This window comes from Streptomyces sp. NPDC033136 (genome assembly GCF_055578235.1).
In genome coordinates this window covers 95,091-110,954 of sequence record NZ_JBVIPD010000018.1, presented here as the reverse complement: position 1 = coordinate 110,954, position 15,864 = coordinate 95,091, and the positions used below count along the sequence as shown (strand labels likewise).

The 15,864-nt window shown below is 70.3% G+C and carries 12 protein-coding genes and 1 pseudogene; 7 read left to right on the top strand and 6 right to left on the bottom strand.

Annotated elements, in window-relative coordinates; translation table 11 throughout:
* Window positions 1-229 precede the first annotated feature (229 nt).
* Window positions 230-1,204 (bottom strand): AraC family transcriptional regulator, encoded by a 975-nt coding sequence (locus ACZ5TL_RS28310; RefSeq protein WP_468593273.1) that lies wholly within the window; start codon window positions 1,202-1,204, stop codon window positions 230-232.
* A gap of 83 nt (window positions 1,205-1,287) precedes the next feature.
* On the opposite strand from ACZ5TL_RS28310, the gene ACZ5TL_RS28305 reads away from it, so the two are divergent.
* Entirely contained in the window at window positions 1,288-2,130 is an 843-nt protein-coding gene (locus ACZ5TL_RS28305) for an NmrA family NAD(P)-binding protein (protein ID WP_468593271.1), read from the top strand.
* 112 nt (window positions 2,131-2,242) lie between these two features.
* On the opposite strand, the pseudogene ACZ5TL_RS28300 reads toward ACZ5TL_RS28305, so the two are convergent.
* A pseudogene (locus tag ACZ5TL_RS28300) lies at window positions 2,243-2,299 on the bottom strand (hypothetical protein); the annotation flags it as partial.
* Window positions 2,300-2,586: 287 nt separating this feature from the next.
* Here ACZ5TL_RS28300 and ACZ5TL_RS28295 point away from each other — a divergent pair.
* A complete protein-coding gene (locus tag ACZ5TL_RS28295) occupies window positions 2,587-3,876 on the top strand; it encodes a ribonuclease D (protein ID WP_468593269.1) in 1,290 nt (429 codons plus the stop codon).
* Between the two features lie 10 nt (window positions 3,877-3,886).
* Here the strand turns inward: ACZ5TL_RS28295 and ACZ5TL_RS28290 are convergent, their stop codons facing one another.
* Genes ACZ5TL_RS28290 through ACZ5TL_RS28280 form a run of 3 tightly spaced genes read right to left on the bottom strand, consistent with a single transcriptional unit; the run spans window position 3,887 to window position 6,980 of the window.
* The gene (locus tag ACZ5TL_RS28290; protein WP_468593268.1) at window positions 3,887-4,717 is read right to left on the bottom strand and encodes a carbohydrate ABC transporter permease; all 831 of its coding nucleotides are present in this window, start codon (window positions 4,715-4,717) and stop codon (window positions 3,887-3,889) included.
* Complete coding sequence (locus tag ACZ5TL_RS28285; RefSeq protein ID WP_468593266.1) at window positions 4,714-5,667, bottom strand: carbohydrate ABC transporter permease; 954 nt, start codon at window positions 5,665-5,667, stop codon at window positions 4,714-4,716. Before ACZ5TL_RS28285 ends, ACZ5TL_RS28290 begins: the two co-directional genes overlap by 4 nt.
* Window positions 5,667-6,980 carry an ABC transporter substrate-binding protein gene (locus tag ACZ5TL_RS28280; RefSeq protein WP_468593264.1) on the bottom strand — a complete coding sequence of 438 codons (1,314 nt, stop codon included), beginning with the start codon at window positions 6,978-6,980 and terminating at the stop codon, window positions 5,667-5,669. Before ACZ5TL_RS28280 ends, ACZ5TL_RS28285 begins: the two co-directional genes overlap by 1 nt.
* A gap of 163 nt (window positions 6,981-7,143) precedes the next feature.
* Here ACZ5TL_RS28280 and ACZ5TL_RS28275 point away from each other — a divergent pair, with 163 nt between their 5' ends.
* The 4 genes from ACZ5TL_RS28275 to ACZ5TL_RS28260 all read left to right on the top strand — a co-directional run bounded on the left by ACZ5TL_RS28275 (window position 7,144) and on the right by ACZ5TL_RS28260 (window position 14,093).
* A complete protein-coding gene (locus ACZ5TL_RS28275) occupies window positions 7,144-9,555 on the top strand; it encodes a glycoside hydrolase family 2 protein (RefSeq protein WP_468593262.1) in 2,412 nt (803 codons plus the stop codon).
* The gene (locus tag ACZ5TL_RS28270) at window positions 9,552-10,580 is read left to right on the top strand and encodes a LacI family DNA-binding transcriptional regulator (protein ID WP_468593261.1); all 1,029 of its coding nucleotides are present in this window, start codon (window positions 9,552-9,554) and stop codon (window positions 10,578-10,580) included. Before ACZ5TL_RS28275 ends, ACZ5TL_RS28270 begins: the two co-directional genes overlap by 4 nt.
* Before the next feature lie 169 nt (window positions 10,581-10,749).
* Window positions 10,750-11,967, top strand: a complete 1,218-nt coding sequence (locus ACZ5TL_RS28265) for a thiolase family protein (protein ID WP_468593259.1) — start codon at window positions 10,750-10,752, stop codon at window positions 11,965-11,967.
* Window positions 11,964-14,093 (top strand): 3-hydroxyacyl-CoA dehydrogenase NAD-binding domain-containing protein, encoded by a 2,130-nt coding sequence (locus ACZ5TL_RS28260; RefSeq protein WP_468593258.1) that lies wholly within the window; start codon window positions 11,964-11,966, stop codon window positions 14,091-14,093. The genes ACZ5TL_RS28265 and ACZ5TL_RS28260 overlap by 4 nt, the downstream gene beginning before the upstream one ends.
* A gap of 169 nt (window positions 14,094-14,262) precedes the next feature.
* Here the strand turns inward: ACZ5TL_RS28260 and ACZ5TL_RS28255 are convergent, their stop codons facing one another.
* Complete coding sequence (locus ACZ5TL_RS28255) at window positions 14,263-15,282, bottom strand: hypothetical protein (RefSeq protein ID WP_468593257.1); 1,020 nt, start codon at window positions 15,280-15,282, stop codon at window positions 14,263-14,265.
* 81 nt (window positions 15,283-15,363) lie between these two features.
* Between ACZ5TL_RS28255 and ACZ5TL_RS28250 the strand changes: the two genes are divergently transcribed.
* Entirely contained in the window at window positions 15,364-15,735 is a 372-nt protein-coding gene (locus tag ACZ5TL_RS28250; protein ID WP_468593256.1) for a PIN domain-containing protein, read from the top strand.
* Window positions 15,736-15,864: the final 129 nt, after the last annotated feature.

The window sequence follows — 15,864 nt, the reverse complement described above, 5'->3', positions numbered from 1 at the left end:
TTTCCCAACCACCCCCCCCACCCCCCCACACAGGTCCCCGGATCCTGGTTTTTCCACAAGGAACCCCCCCAGACTCCCCCCGGAGAAACTTTCTGTGGTTGGGCGCTGCTGGTCGCCGACGGCACCCGCTGCTCCCGGGCAGGGGCCCGTGGCTACTGGTGGCAACACGAGGACCGTCCAGGGCAGTTGACGCTGCCTGGTGCAGTCGTCGGCGGCAGCGGCATCCCATTCATGGGAGCCGTTTCGCTGCTCCGCTTCTTGTGTGGAACCGGGTCCGGTGCTGTTGCGGGGTGATCCCGCGTTCTCGTTTGAACGCGGTGCTGAGGGCGGAGGCGCTTGCGTAGCCGACCTGTCGAGCCACGGCATCGATCGTCACTTCTGGTTCCTGGAGCAGGTCGGCGGCCATGTCCAGCCGCCAGTCGGCGAGGTAGGCGATCGGCGCTTGGCCGACGAGCTGTGTGAAGCGGCGGGCGAGAGTTGCGCGAGAGACCCCGACTTCCGACGCGAGGACGCTCACCGTCCAGGGCGAGGCGGGATCGCTGTGCAAGCGGCGCAGCGCCTGGCCCACGACAGGGTCGGACAGGGCGCGGTACCAGGCCGGGGCTCCCGTCTCGGCCTGCGCGAACCACGCTCGGAGCGAGGTGACCAGGAGCAGGTCCAGCAGCCTGTCCAAAACGACCTGCTGACCAGGTTCCTCCCGGATGACTTCCTCGGCGAGCAACCCGACAACCGGATCGATGAGGCGCTGAGGATGATGAGGGAGGACCAGCACCGGCGGCAGAGCACGGAGGAGTCTGTGGCTGACTTCGCCGGTCATCTGGTACTTACCGATCAGCATCACGGTCGCATCGCGGGGGACGTCGTTTCCCCAGGTGCGAGGGCCCAGATCAACGACCTCGCGCAGGTGTTCACCCGACGGTGTCACCCGATGGGGGCCTGGGCGGATGACCGTCTGGACGGGCGTGGAGGGCGTGTCGGCGAAGGTGTAGGGGTCCGGCCCGCGCATCAGCGCGACGCCGCCGGGGCTGAGGCGCCTGGCCGCGCCGGCCTCGGGGAGTATCCAGGCCGCGCCGTGAGCGAGGGCCACGACGGTCAGCGGGGCCGCGTCTTCCACCCGGACTGACCAGGGCGGGCTCTGGATGGAACGCAGGATGAAGGCGCCCCGGGCTCTGGGGCCGACCAAGAGGCCGGACAGTGCATCCATGGGACCCTAGGTTAGACGCTCAAGCACGAAATCGAGCTTCTCAGCTATTCAGCGTCTGTCTCGTGGTGGCGTGTACTAGCGGTATGAGTACAACGAACAGCAGCAAGAAGACGCTGGTTCTGGCCGGGACGGGCAAGACCGGGCGGCGTGTGGTCGAGCGTCTGGCCGCGCGGGATCTGCCGGTTCGGGTCGGCTCCCGCAAGGGGACGCCACCCTTCGATTGGCAGGAGAAGGCAACCTGGGCGCCCGCGCTGCAGGGGGTGGAGACGGTGTACGTGGCATATCACCCGGACGCCGCGTTTCCCGGGGCCGCGGAGGCGGTAGGGTCGTTCGCCGACCAAGCGGTGCGCTGCGGCGTGACGCGGCTGGTGTTGCTGGCTGACCGTGGTGCAAGCGAGGCTGAGCGCTGCGAGCAGGCAGTGCGCGCATCGGGTGCCGAGTGGACCATCGTGCGCACCGGCTTCATCGCTCAGAACTTCAGCGAAGACGTCCTCACCGGCGCGGTGCGGGCGGGCATGGTGGCACTGCCGGCCGGCGAGGTGGCAGAGCCGTTCACCGACGCCGAGGATATCGCTGACGTCGCGGCCGCGGCTCTCACCGAAGACCGTCACGTCCATGAGACATACGACGTGACCGGTCCACGGCTTATGACGTTCGCCGAAGCGGTCGCAGAGATCGGCGAGGCCATCGGGCGCACAGTCCGGTACCAGGCAATCAGCAAGGAACGATTCTCCGCCGCTCTCAAGGAGAAGGGGACACCGGCGCAGCTCGCGGAGCCGCTGGCTGATCTTATGGCCGAGGTCTTCGACGGTCGCAGGGCCCGACTTGGTGATGGTGTCTACCGCGCTGTCGGCCGACCGCCCCGAGACTTCGCCGACTACGTCCGCGATACGGCCGCCACCGGTGTCTGGGCCCCTGCTCGATAGGGAGGCAGCGCATGGAGTCGGCCGTGCGCGATGCGGCGATGATGTCGGCGGCCTGGTCGTCGGCTCCACACGCCCTGCGCCAAACCCTGATATCCGCATCCGACGGCGCGGTCCTGGCGCCCTCGATGCGGGACGTCTTGGACTTGTTCCATTCGCAGCGGACGGCCAGCTCGTGCGCCCCGTGAGACCGGCGTCCAGCCGTACTGCGCGCAACCTGGACGCGACGGCCCTGCGGGCGGCTTCGACACGGGACGGCTGGTACCGGGGCATGGGCTGGCAGTCCGATGGCGCGAGGTCAGACCGTGAACATCTCGTGCGGCGTGGCGCGTTCCCATACCATGGCAGCAGGAAACGCTGCGAAACGATGAGATTCGCCGAGGCTTGTTTTCGCTGGTCAGCCTGGCTCGTATGCATAGGGGCAGGTCAGCGATTCGCCGGTACGGATACCCTTGACAGGTGACCGACGCCCACGAGACCGCAGCAGACAGCTCACTGCGAACCACCGGAGGCGCTCCTCCGGACGACGGCGGATCTTCTGCTACGGAGGCGCCGATCCCTTTGCTGGAACCACGTGAGGGCATTCCGCCCGTGATCGCGGACGATGCTGCCCTGGCCCGGATGATCGCCGCCTTCGAGGCGGGCTCCGGCCCGGTCGCTGTCGACGCCGAGCGGGCGTCCGGCTACCGCTACGGCCAGCGCGCCTACCTGGTCCAACTGCGCCGCCAGGGCGCCGGGACGGCTCTGGTCGACCCCGTCGCCTGCCCCGACCTGTCCGCCCTCGGCGAGGCCCTGTCCGGCGTCGAGTGGGTGCTGCACGCCGCCACGCAGGACCTGCCGTGCCTGCGCGAGATAGGCATGGTGCCCACGCGGCTGTTCGACACGGAGCTGGCCGGGCGGCTCGCCGGGTTCCCCCGGGTCGGCCTCGGCGCGATGGTGGAGGGCGTGCTCGGTTTTGTCCTGGAGAAGGGGCACTCCGCGGTCGACTGGTCGACCCGCCCGCTGCCCGAGCCGTGGCTGCGCTACGCGGCGCTGGACGTCGAGCTGCTCGTCGACCTGCGCGACGCCCTGGAGAAGGAGCTGGACCGGCAGGGCAAGCTGGAGTGGGCCCACCAGGAGTTCGACGCGATCGCCTCCGCCCCGCCGTCCGAGCCGCGCAAGGACCCCTGGCGGCGTACGTCCGGCATGCACAAGGTGCGCCGGCGGCGGCAGCTGGCCGTCGTACGGGAGCTGTGGCAGACCCGGGACCGGATCGCGCAGCGGCGGGACGTCTCGCCCGGCAAGGTGCTCGGGGACGCGGCGATCGTGGAGGCCGCGCTGGCGGTTCCGGCCAACGTGCACGCGCTGGCCACGCTGAACGGTTTCGGACACCGGATGAGCAAGCGCCAGCTGGAGCAGTGGCAGGCGGCCGTGGACCGGGCCAAGGCGTTGAGCGAGGCGCAGTTGCCGCAGCCGGGGCAGTCGGTGACCGGGCCTCCGCCGCCGCGGGCCTGGGCGGACAAGGACCCTGTCGCCGCGGCTCGGCTGTCCGCGGCCCGGGCGGGGGTCTCGGCGCTGGCCGAGCAGCTCGGCATGCCGCAGGAGAACCTGGTCACCCCCGATACGGTTCGCCGGGTCTGCTGGGAGCCGCCGGCGGTTGTCGACGCCGAGTCCGTGGCGGCCGCGCTGGCCGGGTACGGGGCGCGGCCGTGGCAGATCGAGCAGGTGACTCCCGTGCTGGTGGAGGCTCTGTCCGTCAAGGAGGCTTGAAGGAAGGCCCCTACTTGGTAGCACCTCGCGTGAAGCCGTTGTAGATGAACCGCTGGAGGAGCAGGAAGACGACCAGCGTCGGGACGATGACGAGGATCGCGCCCGCCGAGATGGTCTCCCAGTGGGCTCCGAAGGGGCCCTTGAAGCGGAACAGGGACGTCGAGATCACGCCAAGATCTTCGGAGGGCATGTAGAGGAAGGGGATGTAGAAGTCGTTGTAGACGTTGATCCCCTTCACGATCACGACCGTCGCGATCGCGGGCTTCAGCAGCGGGAAGATGACCTTCCGGTAGACCGTGAAGGCGTTGGCGCCGTCGATGCGGGCCGACTCGTCCAGCGAGACGGGGATCGAGCGGACGAACTGCAGGAAGATGTAGATCGAGACGATGTCGGTGCCCATGTAGAGCGCGATCGGCGCCCAGAGGCTGTCGAACATGCCGAGGCTGTTGACGATCTGGAAGGTCGCCACCTGGGTCGTCACCCCCGGGACCAGCGCGGCGACCAGGAACAGGGCCAGGACGAGCTTGCGGAAGCGGAACCGGAAGCGGTCGATGGCGTAGGCCGTCATCGAGCCGATGAGGATCGTGCCGCCGATGGCGACGACCAGGATGACCGCCGTGTTGGCGAAGGCCGAGAGCATCCGCCCGTCCTGGAACGCCGTCACGTAGTTGCCGAAGTTGAGCGGGTCGCCGGGCAGCGTGAGGGCGCCGCTGTCGCCGGCCATCTCCCCGGAGGTCTTCAGCGAGGTCAGGAAGACCACCGCGAGCGGCAGCAGCACGACCAGCGTCGCGAGGACCAGGGACAGGTACACGGCAGCGCGGGCCACGGTGCGGCGGGTCATACGAGGTCCACCTTGTCGTCCGGGACGAGGCGCCGCTGCACCCAGGTCACCGCCAGGATGATCAGCAGCAGCACGACGGCCGCCGCCGAGGCGAGGCCCGTCTTGTTGAACTGGAAAGCCAGCTTCACGGTCTGGATCACGAAGGTCTCGGTGCCGGTCGCGCCGCCGGTCATGATGTACGGGATCTCGAAGACGGACAGCGACCCGGAGACGGAAAGGATCACCGACAGGCTCAGCACGGGCCGGATGCCGGGCGCGATGATGTGGCGGAACTGCTGCCAGCGGTTCGCCCCGTCCAGTTCGGCCGCCTCGTACAGCTCCCCCGGGATGGACTGGATCGCGCCGAGGAAGAGGACGAAGTTCAGGCCCATGTAGCGCCAGACGGAGACACCGGCGAGGGAGACGTTGGCCGAGGCCGGGGTGCCGAGCCAGGCGCGGTCGCCGTCGTAGCCGAAGACGCTCAGGATCGAGTCGAGGGTGCCGCCGTCCTGGAAGAAGTACAGGAAGACGAAACCGATCGCGACGCCGTTGATCAGGTACGGGAAGAAGAGCACGCCCTTGAAGAAGTTACGGAAGCGGACGTTGAAGCTCAGGACGGTGGCGAAGTAGAGGGCGGCGACGATCTGCACCACGGACGCGGCGAGGTAGTAGCCGCTGACGAGGAACACCTCGAACAGCTCGGAGCGGGTGAAGAGTTCGGCGTAGTTCCCGGTGCCCGTGTACTGCAGCTCGGGACTGACGCCGTCCCAGTCGGTGAAGCTGTACGCGATCATGTTGACGATCGGCGCGTAGGTGAAGGCGATCAGCAGGACCAGCGGGGCGATCAGGAACAGCCAGGGGGTGGTGCCGCCCCGCCAACGCCGCGGCCTGCGCAGGGGGGACGGCGGTGCCGGCCCGGCGGGCGCGGCCGGTGGGACCGGCCGCGCCGCCTTCCGGGTGGTGTCGGTCATCAGGACCCCAGGTTCTTCCGCGCCTCGGTCCACTTCTCACCGAGGCCGCTCAGGAAGTCGTCCAGGCTGCCCTTGCGGGCGCCGCGGGCGAGGTCGACGAGGTCCTGGCGGTAGTCGGGCTTGTTGATGCCGACCTCGGACTGGTTGTCGATGGACTTCACCTCGGCGCCCAAGGCGTCGTCGAGGTCGAGGATCCGCACGTCCTTCTCCTCGTACGGCGCCAGCACCTCGGGCAGCGGGGCGTCCTTGAGCGGGGACAGGGCCAGGTTGTCGGCCGCGTATCCGGACTTGTCGGTGAACCAGTCGATCCAGGCGCGGGCCGCCGCCTTGTTCTTGGAGTGGACGTTGACGGCCTGGCTGTAGTCGGGCAGCACCGTCGCGCAGAACGTGCCGTTCTTCTGGGCGGGGAAGGGCATGAACCCGATGTCGTCCGGGTCGGCGCCCGCCTGCTTCGCCGCGCCCTGCATCTGGATGACCGCCCAGGAGCCGAGCCACATGGTGGCGATCTCCCCCTTCGCCAGCTTCGGCTTGGACGCCTCCCAGTTGGTGGTCGTCGGGTCCTTCTCGGCGAGGCCCTGGCGCACGATGCCGTACAGCAGCGTGTCGGCGGTCCGCAGGTCGGCGCCCTCGGCCCAGGGGTTGCCCTCCGCGAGCTTGGTGGTGGCCTGCTCGTCGCAGCTGACGGAGCCGTTGACCTGCGTCCACTGGGTGAGCGGCCACATGTCCTTGAAGTTGGTGTAGTACGGGACCGCTTCGGTCTTCGACTTGATCGCCTTCAGGCCGTCGAGGAACTCGTCCGGTGTCGTGGGCCAGTCGGTGATCCCGGCGCGCTGCCACACCTTCTTGTTGTAGACGAACCCCGGGACCGCGCCGAGCGGGCTCTGGCCGTAGACCTTGCCCTCGACCGTGCTGTAGTCGGTGAAGCGGTACTTCTTGCTCCGCTCGGCCTGGCTGCCCAGCGAGGCGAAGAACCTGGGGTAGTCCTTCTTCTCGATCACACCGGGGATCATGAGGACGTCGCCGTAGTTCTCCGTGTTCATGCGGATCTTGACTTCGCCCTCGTAGTCGGTGATGGCGTCGAACTCGACCTTCACGCGGGGATACGTCTTGCCGAACTCTGCGGCGTACTTCTTCATCGTCCCGTCCTGCACGAGGTCGGTCCGGTGGGTGAGGACCGTGATGGTCCCGCTGACCTTGGAGGGATCGTCGGGCGCCTCGGCATCGGCGCCCTTCGAGGAGCCTGAGGTGCCGGTGCAGCCGGAGGCGAGCAGGGCGGCGCCCGCGGCCAGGGCGAGGACGGTACGGCGGTTCATGTGCATCAGCTCCGTTCGCGGAGGGGAACTCGGGACGGACGAGCACGTGCGGTATGGCTGGTTCGGAACTCTGGCAGCGCCTCCTCAACCGGTAAAGTCGCAATCCCGCCATCGATGCGAAACGCACACACGACTCTTCACTGAACCGGTTAAGGGAGTGCGCATGCTGGAGGCCACACCGCTCGACGACGGATGGATCCTGCGGCACGGGTCGGACACACTGCCGGCCACCGTGCCGGGGTGCGTGCACACCGACCTGATGGCGGCCGGGGTGATCCCGGACCCCTTCCTCGGACGGAACGAGACCGAGGTGGCGTGGGTGGGCTGCCGGGACTGGACGTACGAGCGGGAGCTGAGCGGCTCGTCCTGCCAGGAGCAGACCGACCTGGTCTTCGACGGACTCGACACCGTCGCCGAGATCTCGCTGGACGGGCGGCTGCTGGGGAGGACGCGCAACATGCACCGCTCGTACCGGTTCGATGTGACGGGCCTGTCGGGGCGGCTGTCCGTGCGGTTCGTCTCCGCGTACGCCGAGGCCGAGGCGGTGCGCGGGCGGCTCGGCGAGCGGCCCGCCGCCTATGCCGAGCCCTACCAGTACCTGCGCAAGATGGCCTGCTCCTTCGGCTGGGACTGGGGGCCGACCCTGGTGACGGCCGGAATCTGGCGGCCGGTGCGCCTGGAGCACTGGTCGACGGCCCGGATCGCCCGGGTGCGCCCGCTGGTCACCGTCGAAGAGGGCGTGGGCATCGTCGAGCTGGTGGTCGACGTCGAGCGGACCCGGGTCGAGGCGCCCCTCGCCGTGGAGGCGACCGTCGCCGGGGTGCGGGCCCGCGCGGAGCTCGAGGGCGCGGGCGGGACCGTACGGCTCCGGGTGCCGGACGCGGAGCTGTGGTGGCCGCGCGGGTACGGCGAACAACCCTTGTACGACGTCGAGTTGACGCTGCTGCACGACGGTGACGCGCTGGACGTGTGGCGGCGGCGGATCGGGTTCCGGACCGTCGATCTGGACCAGCGGCCGGACGCGCACGGCACCGGCTTCACCCTGGTCGTCAACGGCGAGCGGCTCTTCGCGCGGGGCGTCAACTGGATCCCCGACGACGTCTTCCCGTCCCGGATCACTCCCGAACGCTACCGGGAGCGCCTGGAGCAGGCCGCCGGGGCGGGCGTGGACCTCGTACGGGTCTGGGGCGGCGGGATCTACGAGAGCGAGGACTTCTACGACGCCTGCGACGAACTCGGTCTGCTGGTCTGGCAGGACTTCCCGTTCGCGTGCGCGGCCTACCCGGAGGAGCAGCCGCTGCGCGGTGAGGTGGAGGCCGAGGCGCGGGAGAACGTCGTACGGCTGATGCCGCATCCGTCGCTGGTGCTGTGGAACGGCAACAACGAGAACCTGTGGGGCTTCCGGGACTGGGGGTGGGAGCCACGGCTGGCCGGGGACTCCTGGGGCGAGGGCTACTACCTGGGCGTCCTGCCGCGCGTGGTGGCCGAGTCGGACCCGACCAGGCCGTACACGGCGGGCAGTCCGTGGTCGGGGTCCTGGCGGCACCACCCGAACGACCCGGACCACGGCACACACCACTCCTGGGAGGTGTGGAACCGGGAGGACTACGCCGACTACCGGCTGAGCGTGCCGCGGTTCGTCGCCGAGTTCGGCTGGCAGGCACCGCCCGCCCACGCCACCCTGCGGCGGGCGCTGCCCGGGGAGGAACTCGCGCCGGACTCCCCCGGCATGCTGCACCACCAGAAGGCGGACGACGGCAACGGCAAGCTGGAACGAGGACTGGCCCGGCATTTCGCCGTGCCCGAGAAGGACTTCGACCGGTGGCACTACCTCACACAACTCAACCAGGCCCGGGCGGTCGCGGCCGGGATCGAGCACTGGCGCTCCCACTGGCCGGTGTGCGCGGGCACGATCGTCTGGCAGCTCAACGACTGCTGGCCGGTGACCTCGTGGGCGGCGATCGACGGGGACGGGCGCGAGAAGCCGCTGTACCACGAGCTGAAGCGGCTCTACGCGGACCGGTTGCTCGCTCTGCGGGCGGCGGACGGCCGGCTGGTGCTGGCCGCCGTGAACCAGGCGGCCGGGGACTGGACGGGGACGCTGACCCTGCGGCGGATGTCCGTCGAGGGCGAGGTACTGGGGCAAGCGGGTGTGGAACTGGCGGCCGGGGCGCGGACCGTGGCGCGGGTCGACGTGCCGCACGAGCTGACGCCCGCGGGGCCGAGGGAGTTCCTCGTCGCGGACGCGGACGCGTGGACGTCCCCCCGCTCGAGCGAAGTCGAGCGCGGGCAAGGGCTGCGGGCGCTGCACTTCCCGGCGCCGGATCACGAAATCCCCTACCCGCGGCCGGACTTCGATGTGGCGCTCGCCCCGGGCGGCATCACCGTGACCGCCCGCACCCTGGTGCGGGACCTGCTGCTCCAGGCCGACCGGCTGGATCCGGGGGCGCGCGCCGACCGGGGGCTCGTCACACTGCTGCCGGGCGAAGAGGTGACCATCGGGGTGCACGGCTGGCAGACTCCTAACGCCCGGACCGCTCGTTCGGCCCTGTACTGCGTGGAGCCCACTCGATGACGGCAACGCCGACCCCTCGCGTCACCATCAGGGACGTCGCCGCGCGCGCCGGCGTCTCCAAGGGTGCCGTGTCGCTCGCCTTCAACCACAAGCCGGGCCTGTCGGAGGCCACCCGGGACCGGATCTTCCGGGCGGCGCGGGAGCTGGGCTGGACGCCGAACCTCACGGCGCGCACACTGGCCGGTTCCCGGGTTGACGTGGTGGGGCTCGCGGTGTGCCGGCCGGCGCGGATGCTCGGGCTGGAGCCCTGGTACATGGAGTTCGTCTCGGGCGTCGAGAGCGTGCTGGCCGAGCACTCCTGCTCCCTGCTGCTGCGGCTCGTACGGAATCTGGACGAGGAGATGGGGGTCCAGGAGGCGTGGTGGCGGGGCCGGCAGGTCGGCGGGTCCATCCTGGTCGACTTCCGGGCCGACGATCCCCGGGTGGGTCTGGTGGAGCGGCTCGGGCTGCCGGTGGTCGCGGTCGGGCATCCCTCGCTGACCGGGCACCTCACCTCCGTGTGGACCGATGACGCCACGGCCGTGGCGGAGGCGGTGCGGTATCTGGCGGCGCTCGGGCACCGGCGGATCGCCCGGGTGGGCGGGGCGGCGGACCTCGGGCACACGGCGATCCGGACGGCGGCGTTCGACGAGGCGGCCGGGGCGCTGGCCGGGGCGTGGCAGGTGGCGACGGACTTCTCGGGCGACGCGGGGGCGCGGGCCACCCGGTCCCTGCTGACGGCGGCGCCGCAGGACCGGCCGACCGCGCTCCTGTACGACAACGACATCATGGCGGTGGCGGGGCTGTCCGTGGCGGCGGAGATGGGGCTGCGCGTGCCGGAGGACGTGTCGCTGCTGGCCTGGGACGACTCGCAGCTGTGCCGGCTGACGCATCCGACCCTGTCGGCGATGAGCCATGACGTGCACGGGTTCGGGGCGGAGGTGGCCCGGACGTTGTTCTCGATGGTCACGGGGGGTGAGAGCGGGTCGCACCCTGTGCCGACTCCGGTACTGACGCCTCGGGGGTCCACCGCGCCGCCTCAGTGAGCGCCGGGCCCCGATCATGCGGGGCGCTGCCCCATCGGAATTCGTGTGACCTTCACCGCTCGCCATGTCAGGACTGGGCAGCTACGTTACTCATAAGTAGCATGGGACTGAGCGCGCGCTCAGCGCATCGCAGCAGCAATGCAGATCCTGACCCTGGAGGAGAGCCATCGTGCCTCGTACCGTCAGGGACGTCGTCTTCGTAGACGGCGTCCGCACCCCGTTCGGCAAGGCGGGCCCGAAGGGCATCTACCACGAGACCCGTGCCGACGACCTCGTCGTGAAGGCGATCCGGGAGCTGCTGCGACGCAACCCCGGTCTCGACCCGAAGAAGATCGACGAGGTCGCCATCGCCGCGACCACGCAGATCGGTGACCAGGGACTCACCATCGGCCGCACCGCGGGAATCCTCGCCGGTCTGCCGCAGTCCGTCCCGGGTTACTCCATCGACCGCATGTGCGCGGGCGCCCTGACCGCCGTCACCACGGTGGCCGGCTCCGTCGCCTTCGGCGCCTACGACGTCGCCATCGCCGGCGGTGTCGAGCACATGGGCCGTCACCCCATGGGCGAGGGCGTCGACCCGAACCCGCGGTTCGTCAGCGAGAAGCTGGTCGACGAGTCGGCCCTGTTCATGGGCATGACCGCGGAGAACCTGCACGACCGCTACCCGCAGATCACCAAGCTGCGCGCCGACGAGTACGCCGTGCGCTCACAGGAGAAGGCCGCCAAGGCGTACGCCAACGGCAAGATCCAGGCCGACCTGGTGCCGATCTCGGTGCGCCGCACCTCCCCCGAGGCCGGTGAGACGGGCTGGGGCCTGGTCACCGCCGACGAACCGATGCGTCCGGGCACGACGCTGGAGAACCTCTCCGGTCTGAAGACCCCGTTCCGTGTGCACGGCCGGGTCACCGCCGGTAACGCGGCCGGTCTGAACGACGGCGCCACCGCCTCGGTCATCGCCTCCGAGGAGTTCGCGCGGGAGCACGACCTCCCCGTGAAGATGCGTCTGGTCTCCTACTCCTTCGCGGGTGTCGAGCCGGAGGTCATGGGCTACGGCCCGATCCCGGCTACGGAGAAGGCGCTGGCCCAGGCCGGCCTGTCGATCTCCGACATCGGCCTGTTCGAGATCAACGAGGCCTTCGCCGTCCAGGTGCTGGCCTTCCTCGACCACTACGGCATCGCCGACGACGACGAGCGCGTCAACCAGTACGGCGGCGCCATCGCCTACGGGCACCCGCTCGCTTCCTCGGGCGTCCGCCTGATGACGCAGCTGGCCCGCCAGTTCGAGGAGCAGCCGCACGTCCGCTACGGCCTGACGACCATGTGCGTCGGCTTCGGCATGGGCGCGACGGTCATCTGGGAGAACCCGCACTTCGAGGGGGACAAGTGAGCACCACCGCCGAGCTTTTGAAGCAGGCCTCCGAGCTGTTCCCGGACGAGGTCGTCACGAGTGCGCACGTACGCCACTTCGACCTGCCGCTGGGTGCCGGGCGCTTCGCCCTGATCACCCTGGACAACGGCCACGACCACACCAAGCCGACCACCTTCGGCCCGGCCTCGCTGGCGAACCTCAACGCCGCGATCGACCAGGTCGAGAAGGAGGCCGCGGACGGCGAGATCGTCGGCGTCGGCCTCACCGGCAAGCCGTTCATCTTCGCGGTCGGCGCCGACCTCAAGGGCGTGGAGATCCTCAAGGAGCACGAGCACGCGCTCGCCATCGGCAAGGGCGGCCACGAGGTCTTCAAGCGGCTGTCCAAGCTGGCGGTCCCGACCTTCGCGTACTACAACGGCGCCGCGATGGGCGGCGGTGTCGAGGTCGGTCTGCACTGCACCTACCGGACCGTGTCCGCGGCCCTCCCGGCGTTCTCGCTGCCCGAGGTCTTCCTCGGTCTGGTCCCGGGCTGGGGCGGCTGCGCCCTGCTGCCGAACCTGATCGGCCCCGAGAAGGCCGTCTCGGTGATCATCGAGAACAGCCTCAACCAGAACAAGCAGCTCAAGGGCAAGCAGGTCTACGAGCTCGGGATCGCCGACGCGATCTTCGAGGGCGCGGACTTCCTGGAGCAGTCGCTGATCTGGACCGCGACCGTCCTCAAGGGCGAGATCGAGATCGAGCGCCCGGTGATCGACCGCGGCGAGGCCTGGGACCAGGCCGTCGCCAAGGGCCGTTTCATCGCCGACTCCAAGGTGCACGGCGCCGCCCCGGCCGCCTACCGCGCCCTGGACATCATCGCCGCCGCCAAGAACGGCGACCTCCAGCAGGGCTACGACGCCGAGGACAAGGCGCTCGCCGACCTCATCATGGGCGGCGAACTGCGCTCCGGCATCTACGCCTTCAACCTGGTGCAGAAGCGCGGCAAGCGCCCCGCCGGCGCTCCGGACAAGAGCCTGGCCCGCCCGGTCACCAAGGTCGGTGTCGTCGGCGCCGGCCTGATGGCCAGCCAGCTCGCGCTGCTGTTCCTGCGCCGCCTGGAGGTGCCGGTCGTGCTGACCGACATCGACCAGGAGCGCGTCGACAAGGGTGTGGGCTACGTCCACGCCGAGATCGAGAAGCTGCTCGGCAAGGGCCGTATCAACCAGGACAAGGCCAACCGTCTCAAGGCGCTGGTGACCGGTGTCCTGGACAAGGCCGAGGGCTTCGCGGACGCGGACTTCATCATCGAGGCCGTGTTCGAGGAGATGGGCGTCAAGCAGACGGTGTTCGCGGAGGTCGAGGCGGTCGCCCCGGCGCACGCGATCCTCGCCACCAACACCTCCTCGCTGTCGGTGTCGGAGATGGCGTCGAAGCTCAAGCACCCCGAGCGGGTCGTCGGCTTCCACTTCTTCAACCCGGTCGCGGTGCTGCCGCTGCTGGAGATCGTCCGCGGCGAGCAGACCGACGACGCCTCCCTGGCCACGGCGTTCGGTGTCGCCAAGAAGCTGAAGAAGACCGCGGTCCTCACCAAGGACGCCCCGGCGTTCGTCGTGAACCGCATCCTGACCCGCTTCATGGGCGAGATCCAGAACGTCATCGACGAGGGCACCCCCGTCGAGGTCGCCGAGAAGGCCGTCGAGCCGCTCGGTCTGCCGATGTCGCCGCTGGTCCTGCTGGAGCTGGTCGGCCCGGCCATCGGCCTGCACGTCTCCGAGACGCTCAACCGGGCGTTCCCGGACCGCTTCACGGTCTCCCCGAACCTCAAGGCGGTCGTCGAGGCGGGCAAGCGCGGCTTCTACGTCTACGACAGCGGCAAGCCCGAACTCGACCCGGAGGTCGCGGCGCTGCTGAAGCAGGGCGACAGCGTCCTGACGGAGGAGCAGGTGCGCGACCGGGTCCTGGACGCGGTGGCGCAGGAGATCGGCATCATGCTCGACGAGGGCGTCGTCGCCGAGGCGCAGGACATCGACCTCTGCCTCATCACGGGCGCCGGCTGGCCGTTCCACCTGGGCGGCATCACGCCGTACCTGGACCGCGAGGGTGTCTCCGAGCGGGTCAACGGCAAGAGGTTCCTGGCCCCGGGTGTGGCGAGCGTCCCGGCGTAACGCGATACCCCTGAGGGGGGTGGGGCGTACGGCAAGGACCGTGCACCCGCCCCCCTTCCGCATGCCGCCGCGGACCGGGTCCTCACACCGTCCGGCCCGGTGCCGACAGCAAGGGCACCGACCTCCGCGCGCGGCGATGTCGTAGGCTTGCCCGCGCCCGCCGCAGAGGTCAGATCTCCCGCCAGGCCTCCAGCGCGAGCCCCGGCTCGTCCTTGCGGCGGGTGAGGAGCAGGGTCCCGGCCGACGGCGAATGGGAGGCCGCGACGACCTCGTCGTGCTCGTCCAGCGCCACCGACACCAGGGCGTCGGCGGGCAGTCGGGGGCCGGAATCGGTCCACCAGGCCCCGGCCGGCTCCCGCTCGGTGGGGTAGGCGGCGAAGGCGACCCGGCCGCTCGACGACCGCTGCGCGAGCACGGTGCAGTCGTGCCCCTCGATGGCACACCGCACGGCGGAGACGGGCCCCGGCCCGGCGGAGGGGAGCAGGGTGACCGGCTTCTCCCCGGGACGCCAGGCGCACAGGTCCCCGGAGCGGTCCGTGAAGAAGACCGTGGTGTGCTCGGCGGACGTGGCGAGCGCGCGCAGGGTCCCCGCGCGGACGGCCACCTCGACACCCTCGGTGCGCACCGGCCTCTTGCCGTCCCCCTCCTGCCGCCAGTGCAGGATCCCGCCGGGCACGCAGGCGTACACCTCCACCAGCCCCGACTCCCCCGTCACGGCGGCCAGCTCCCCCTCGATGTCCTGGCCTTCGAGGTTCTGCCAGGAACTCCAGCCGCCCTTGACCTTCTGGTTGCGCAGGCTCACCCCGCCGCTCGCGTTCCGGACGAAGACGTAGGCACGCCCCGCGCCGTCGACGGCGACGGCGGGCGGGCCCGTACGGTCGCCCTGCTTGTCGGGGTGCCCGATCGGGATCCAGTCCAGGGGCGCGAGCCGGGGCCGGAAGTGCGTGGAGTGCACGAGCCCCGACTCTCCCGGCACGGTGGGCCGCCAGGCGGCCAGGTGGGCGTAGCCGTCGGCGCCCTGGCCGACCGCCGGGCCCGGGTGCAGCTTCTGGCTGCCGCCGACGGTTCGGGGGGCGTCGTCCCAGGGGCCGGCAGGGCCACGTTCCGCACGGCACAGGACGGCGTCGCCGGAGGGCAGGTAGACGGTGAGGCGGCCGTCGCGGCCGCGGATGAGCCAGTCGCCGTTCACCAGTTCACTTTATGCGGGCCCGGTGACCCGGCGCGCGGCCCACCCCTGTCTGGAGGCCATCTGCCGTGCGACCCTGGCCACATGGACGCGCCTGCACCTCTCCTCGTCGTGGTCGACGCCGCGAATGTCGTCGGGTCGGTACCGGACGGGTGGTGGCGGGACCGGCGGGGGGCGGCGCAGCGGTTGCGGGACCGGTTGGCGTCGGACGGAGTGCCGGGGGTCTCCGGGCCGGTGGAGATCGTGCTCGTGGTGGAGGGGGCGGCTCGGGGCGTGGAGTCCGTACCCGGGGTGCGGGTGTCGTCGGCGCCGGGCAGTGGGGACGATCACCTCGTGGAGGTCGTGGCGTCGGCCAGCGAGCGTCCCGTCCTGGTGATCACGGCGGACCGGGAACTGCGCAGGCGGGTCGGGGAACTGGGGGCGGAGGTTGCGGGGCCTCGTACAGTACGCCCGTAGAGCCCGGCGTTGATTCCGAGGCGGAGTGGGACCGCGACCCGGCGGAACGGGGCGCCTCCCCAAGGTCTCGGCTCGCCCGAGCGGGGAGCTCATCGCCCGCCCATGCCGCCGCCCGGCGGCACGGGTTGG

Coding starts and splice junctions, on each gene's coding strand:
- ACZ5TL_RS28290 (WP_468593268.1), bottom strand. CDS start 4,717: ATGACCCGCCGCACCGTGGCCCGCGCTGCCGTGTACCTGTCCCTGGTC.
- ACZ5TL_RS28250 (WP_468593256.1), top strand. CDS start 15,364: ATGGACGCGCCTGCACCTCTCCTCGTCGTGGTCGACGCCGCGAATGTC.
- ACZ5TL_RS28270 (WP_468593261.1), top strand. CDS start 9,552: ATGACGGCAACGCCGACCCCTCGCGTCACCATCAGGGACGTCGCCGCG.
- ACZ5TL_RS28285 (WP_468593266.1), bottom strand. CDS start 5,667: ATGACCGACACCACCCGGAAGGCGGCGCGGCCGGTCCCACCGGCCGCG.
- ACZ5TL_RS28310 (WP_468593273.1), bottom strand. CDS start 1,204: ATGGATGCACTGTCCGGCCTCTTGGTCGGCCCCAGAGCCCGGGGCGCC.
- ACZ5TL_RS28275 (WP_468593262.1), top strand. CDS start 7,144: ATGCTGGAGGCCACACCGCTCGACGACGGATGGATCCTGCGGCACGGG.
- ACZ5TL_RS28305 (WP_468593271.1), top strand. CDS start 1,288: ATGAGTACAACGAACAGCAGCAAGAAGACGCTGGTTCTGGCCGGGACG.
- ACZ5TL_RS28280 (WP_468593264.1), bottom strand. CDS start 6,980: ATGAACCGCCGTACCGTCCTCGCCCTGGCCGCGGGCGCCGCCCTGCTC.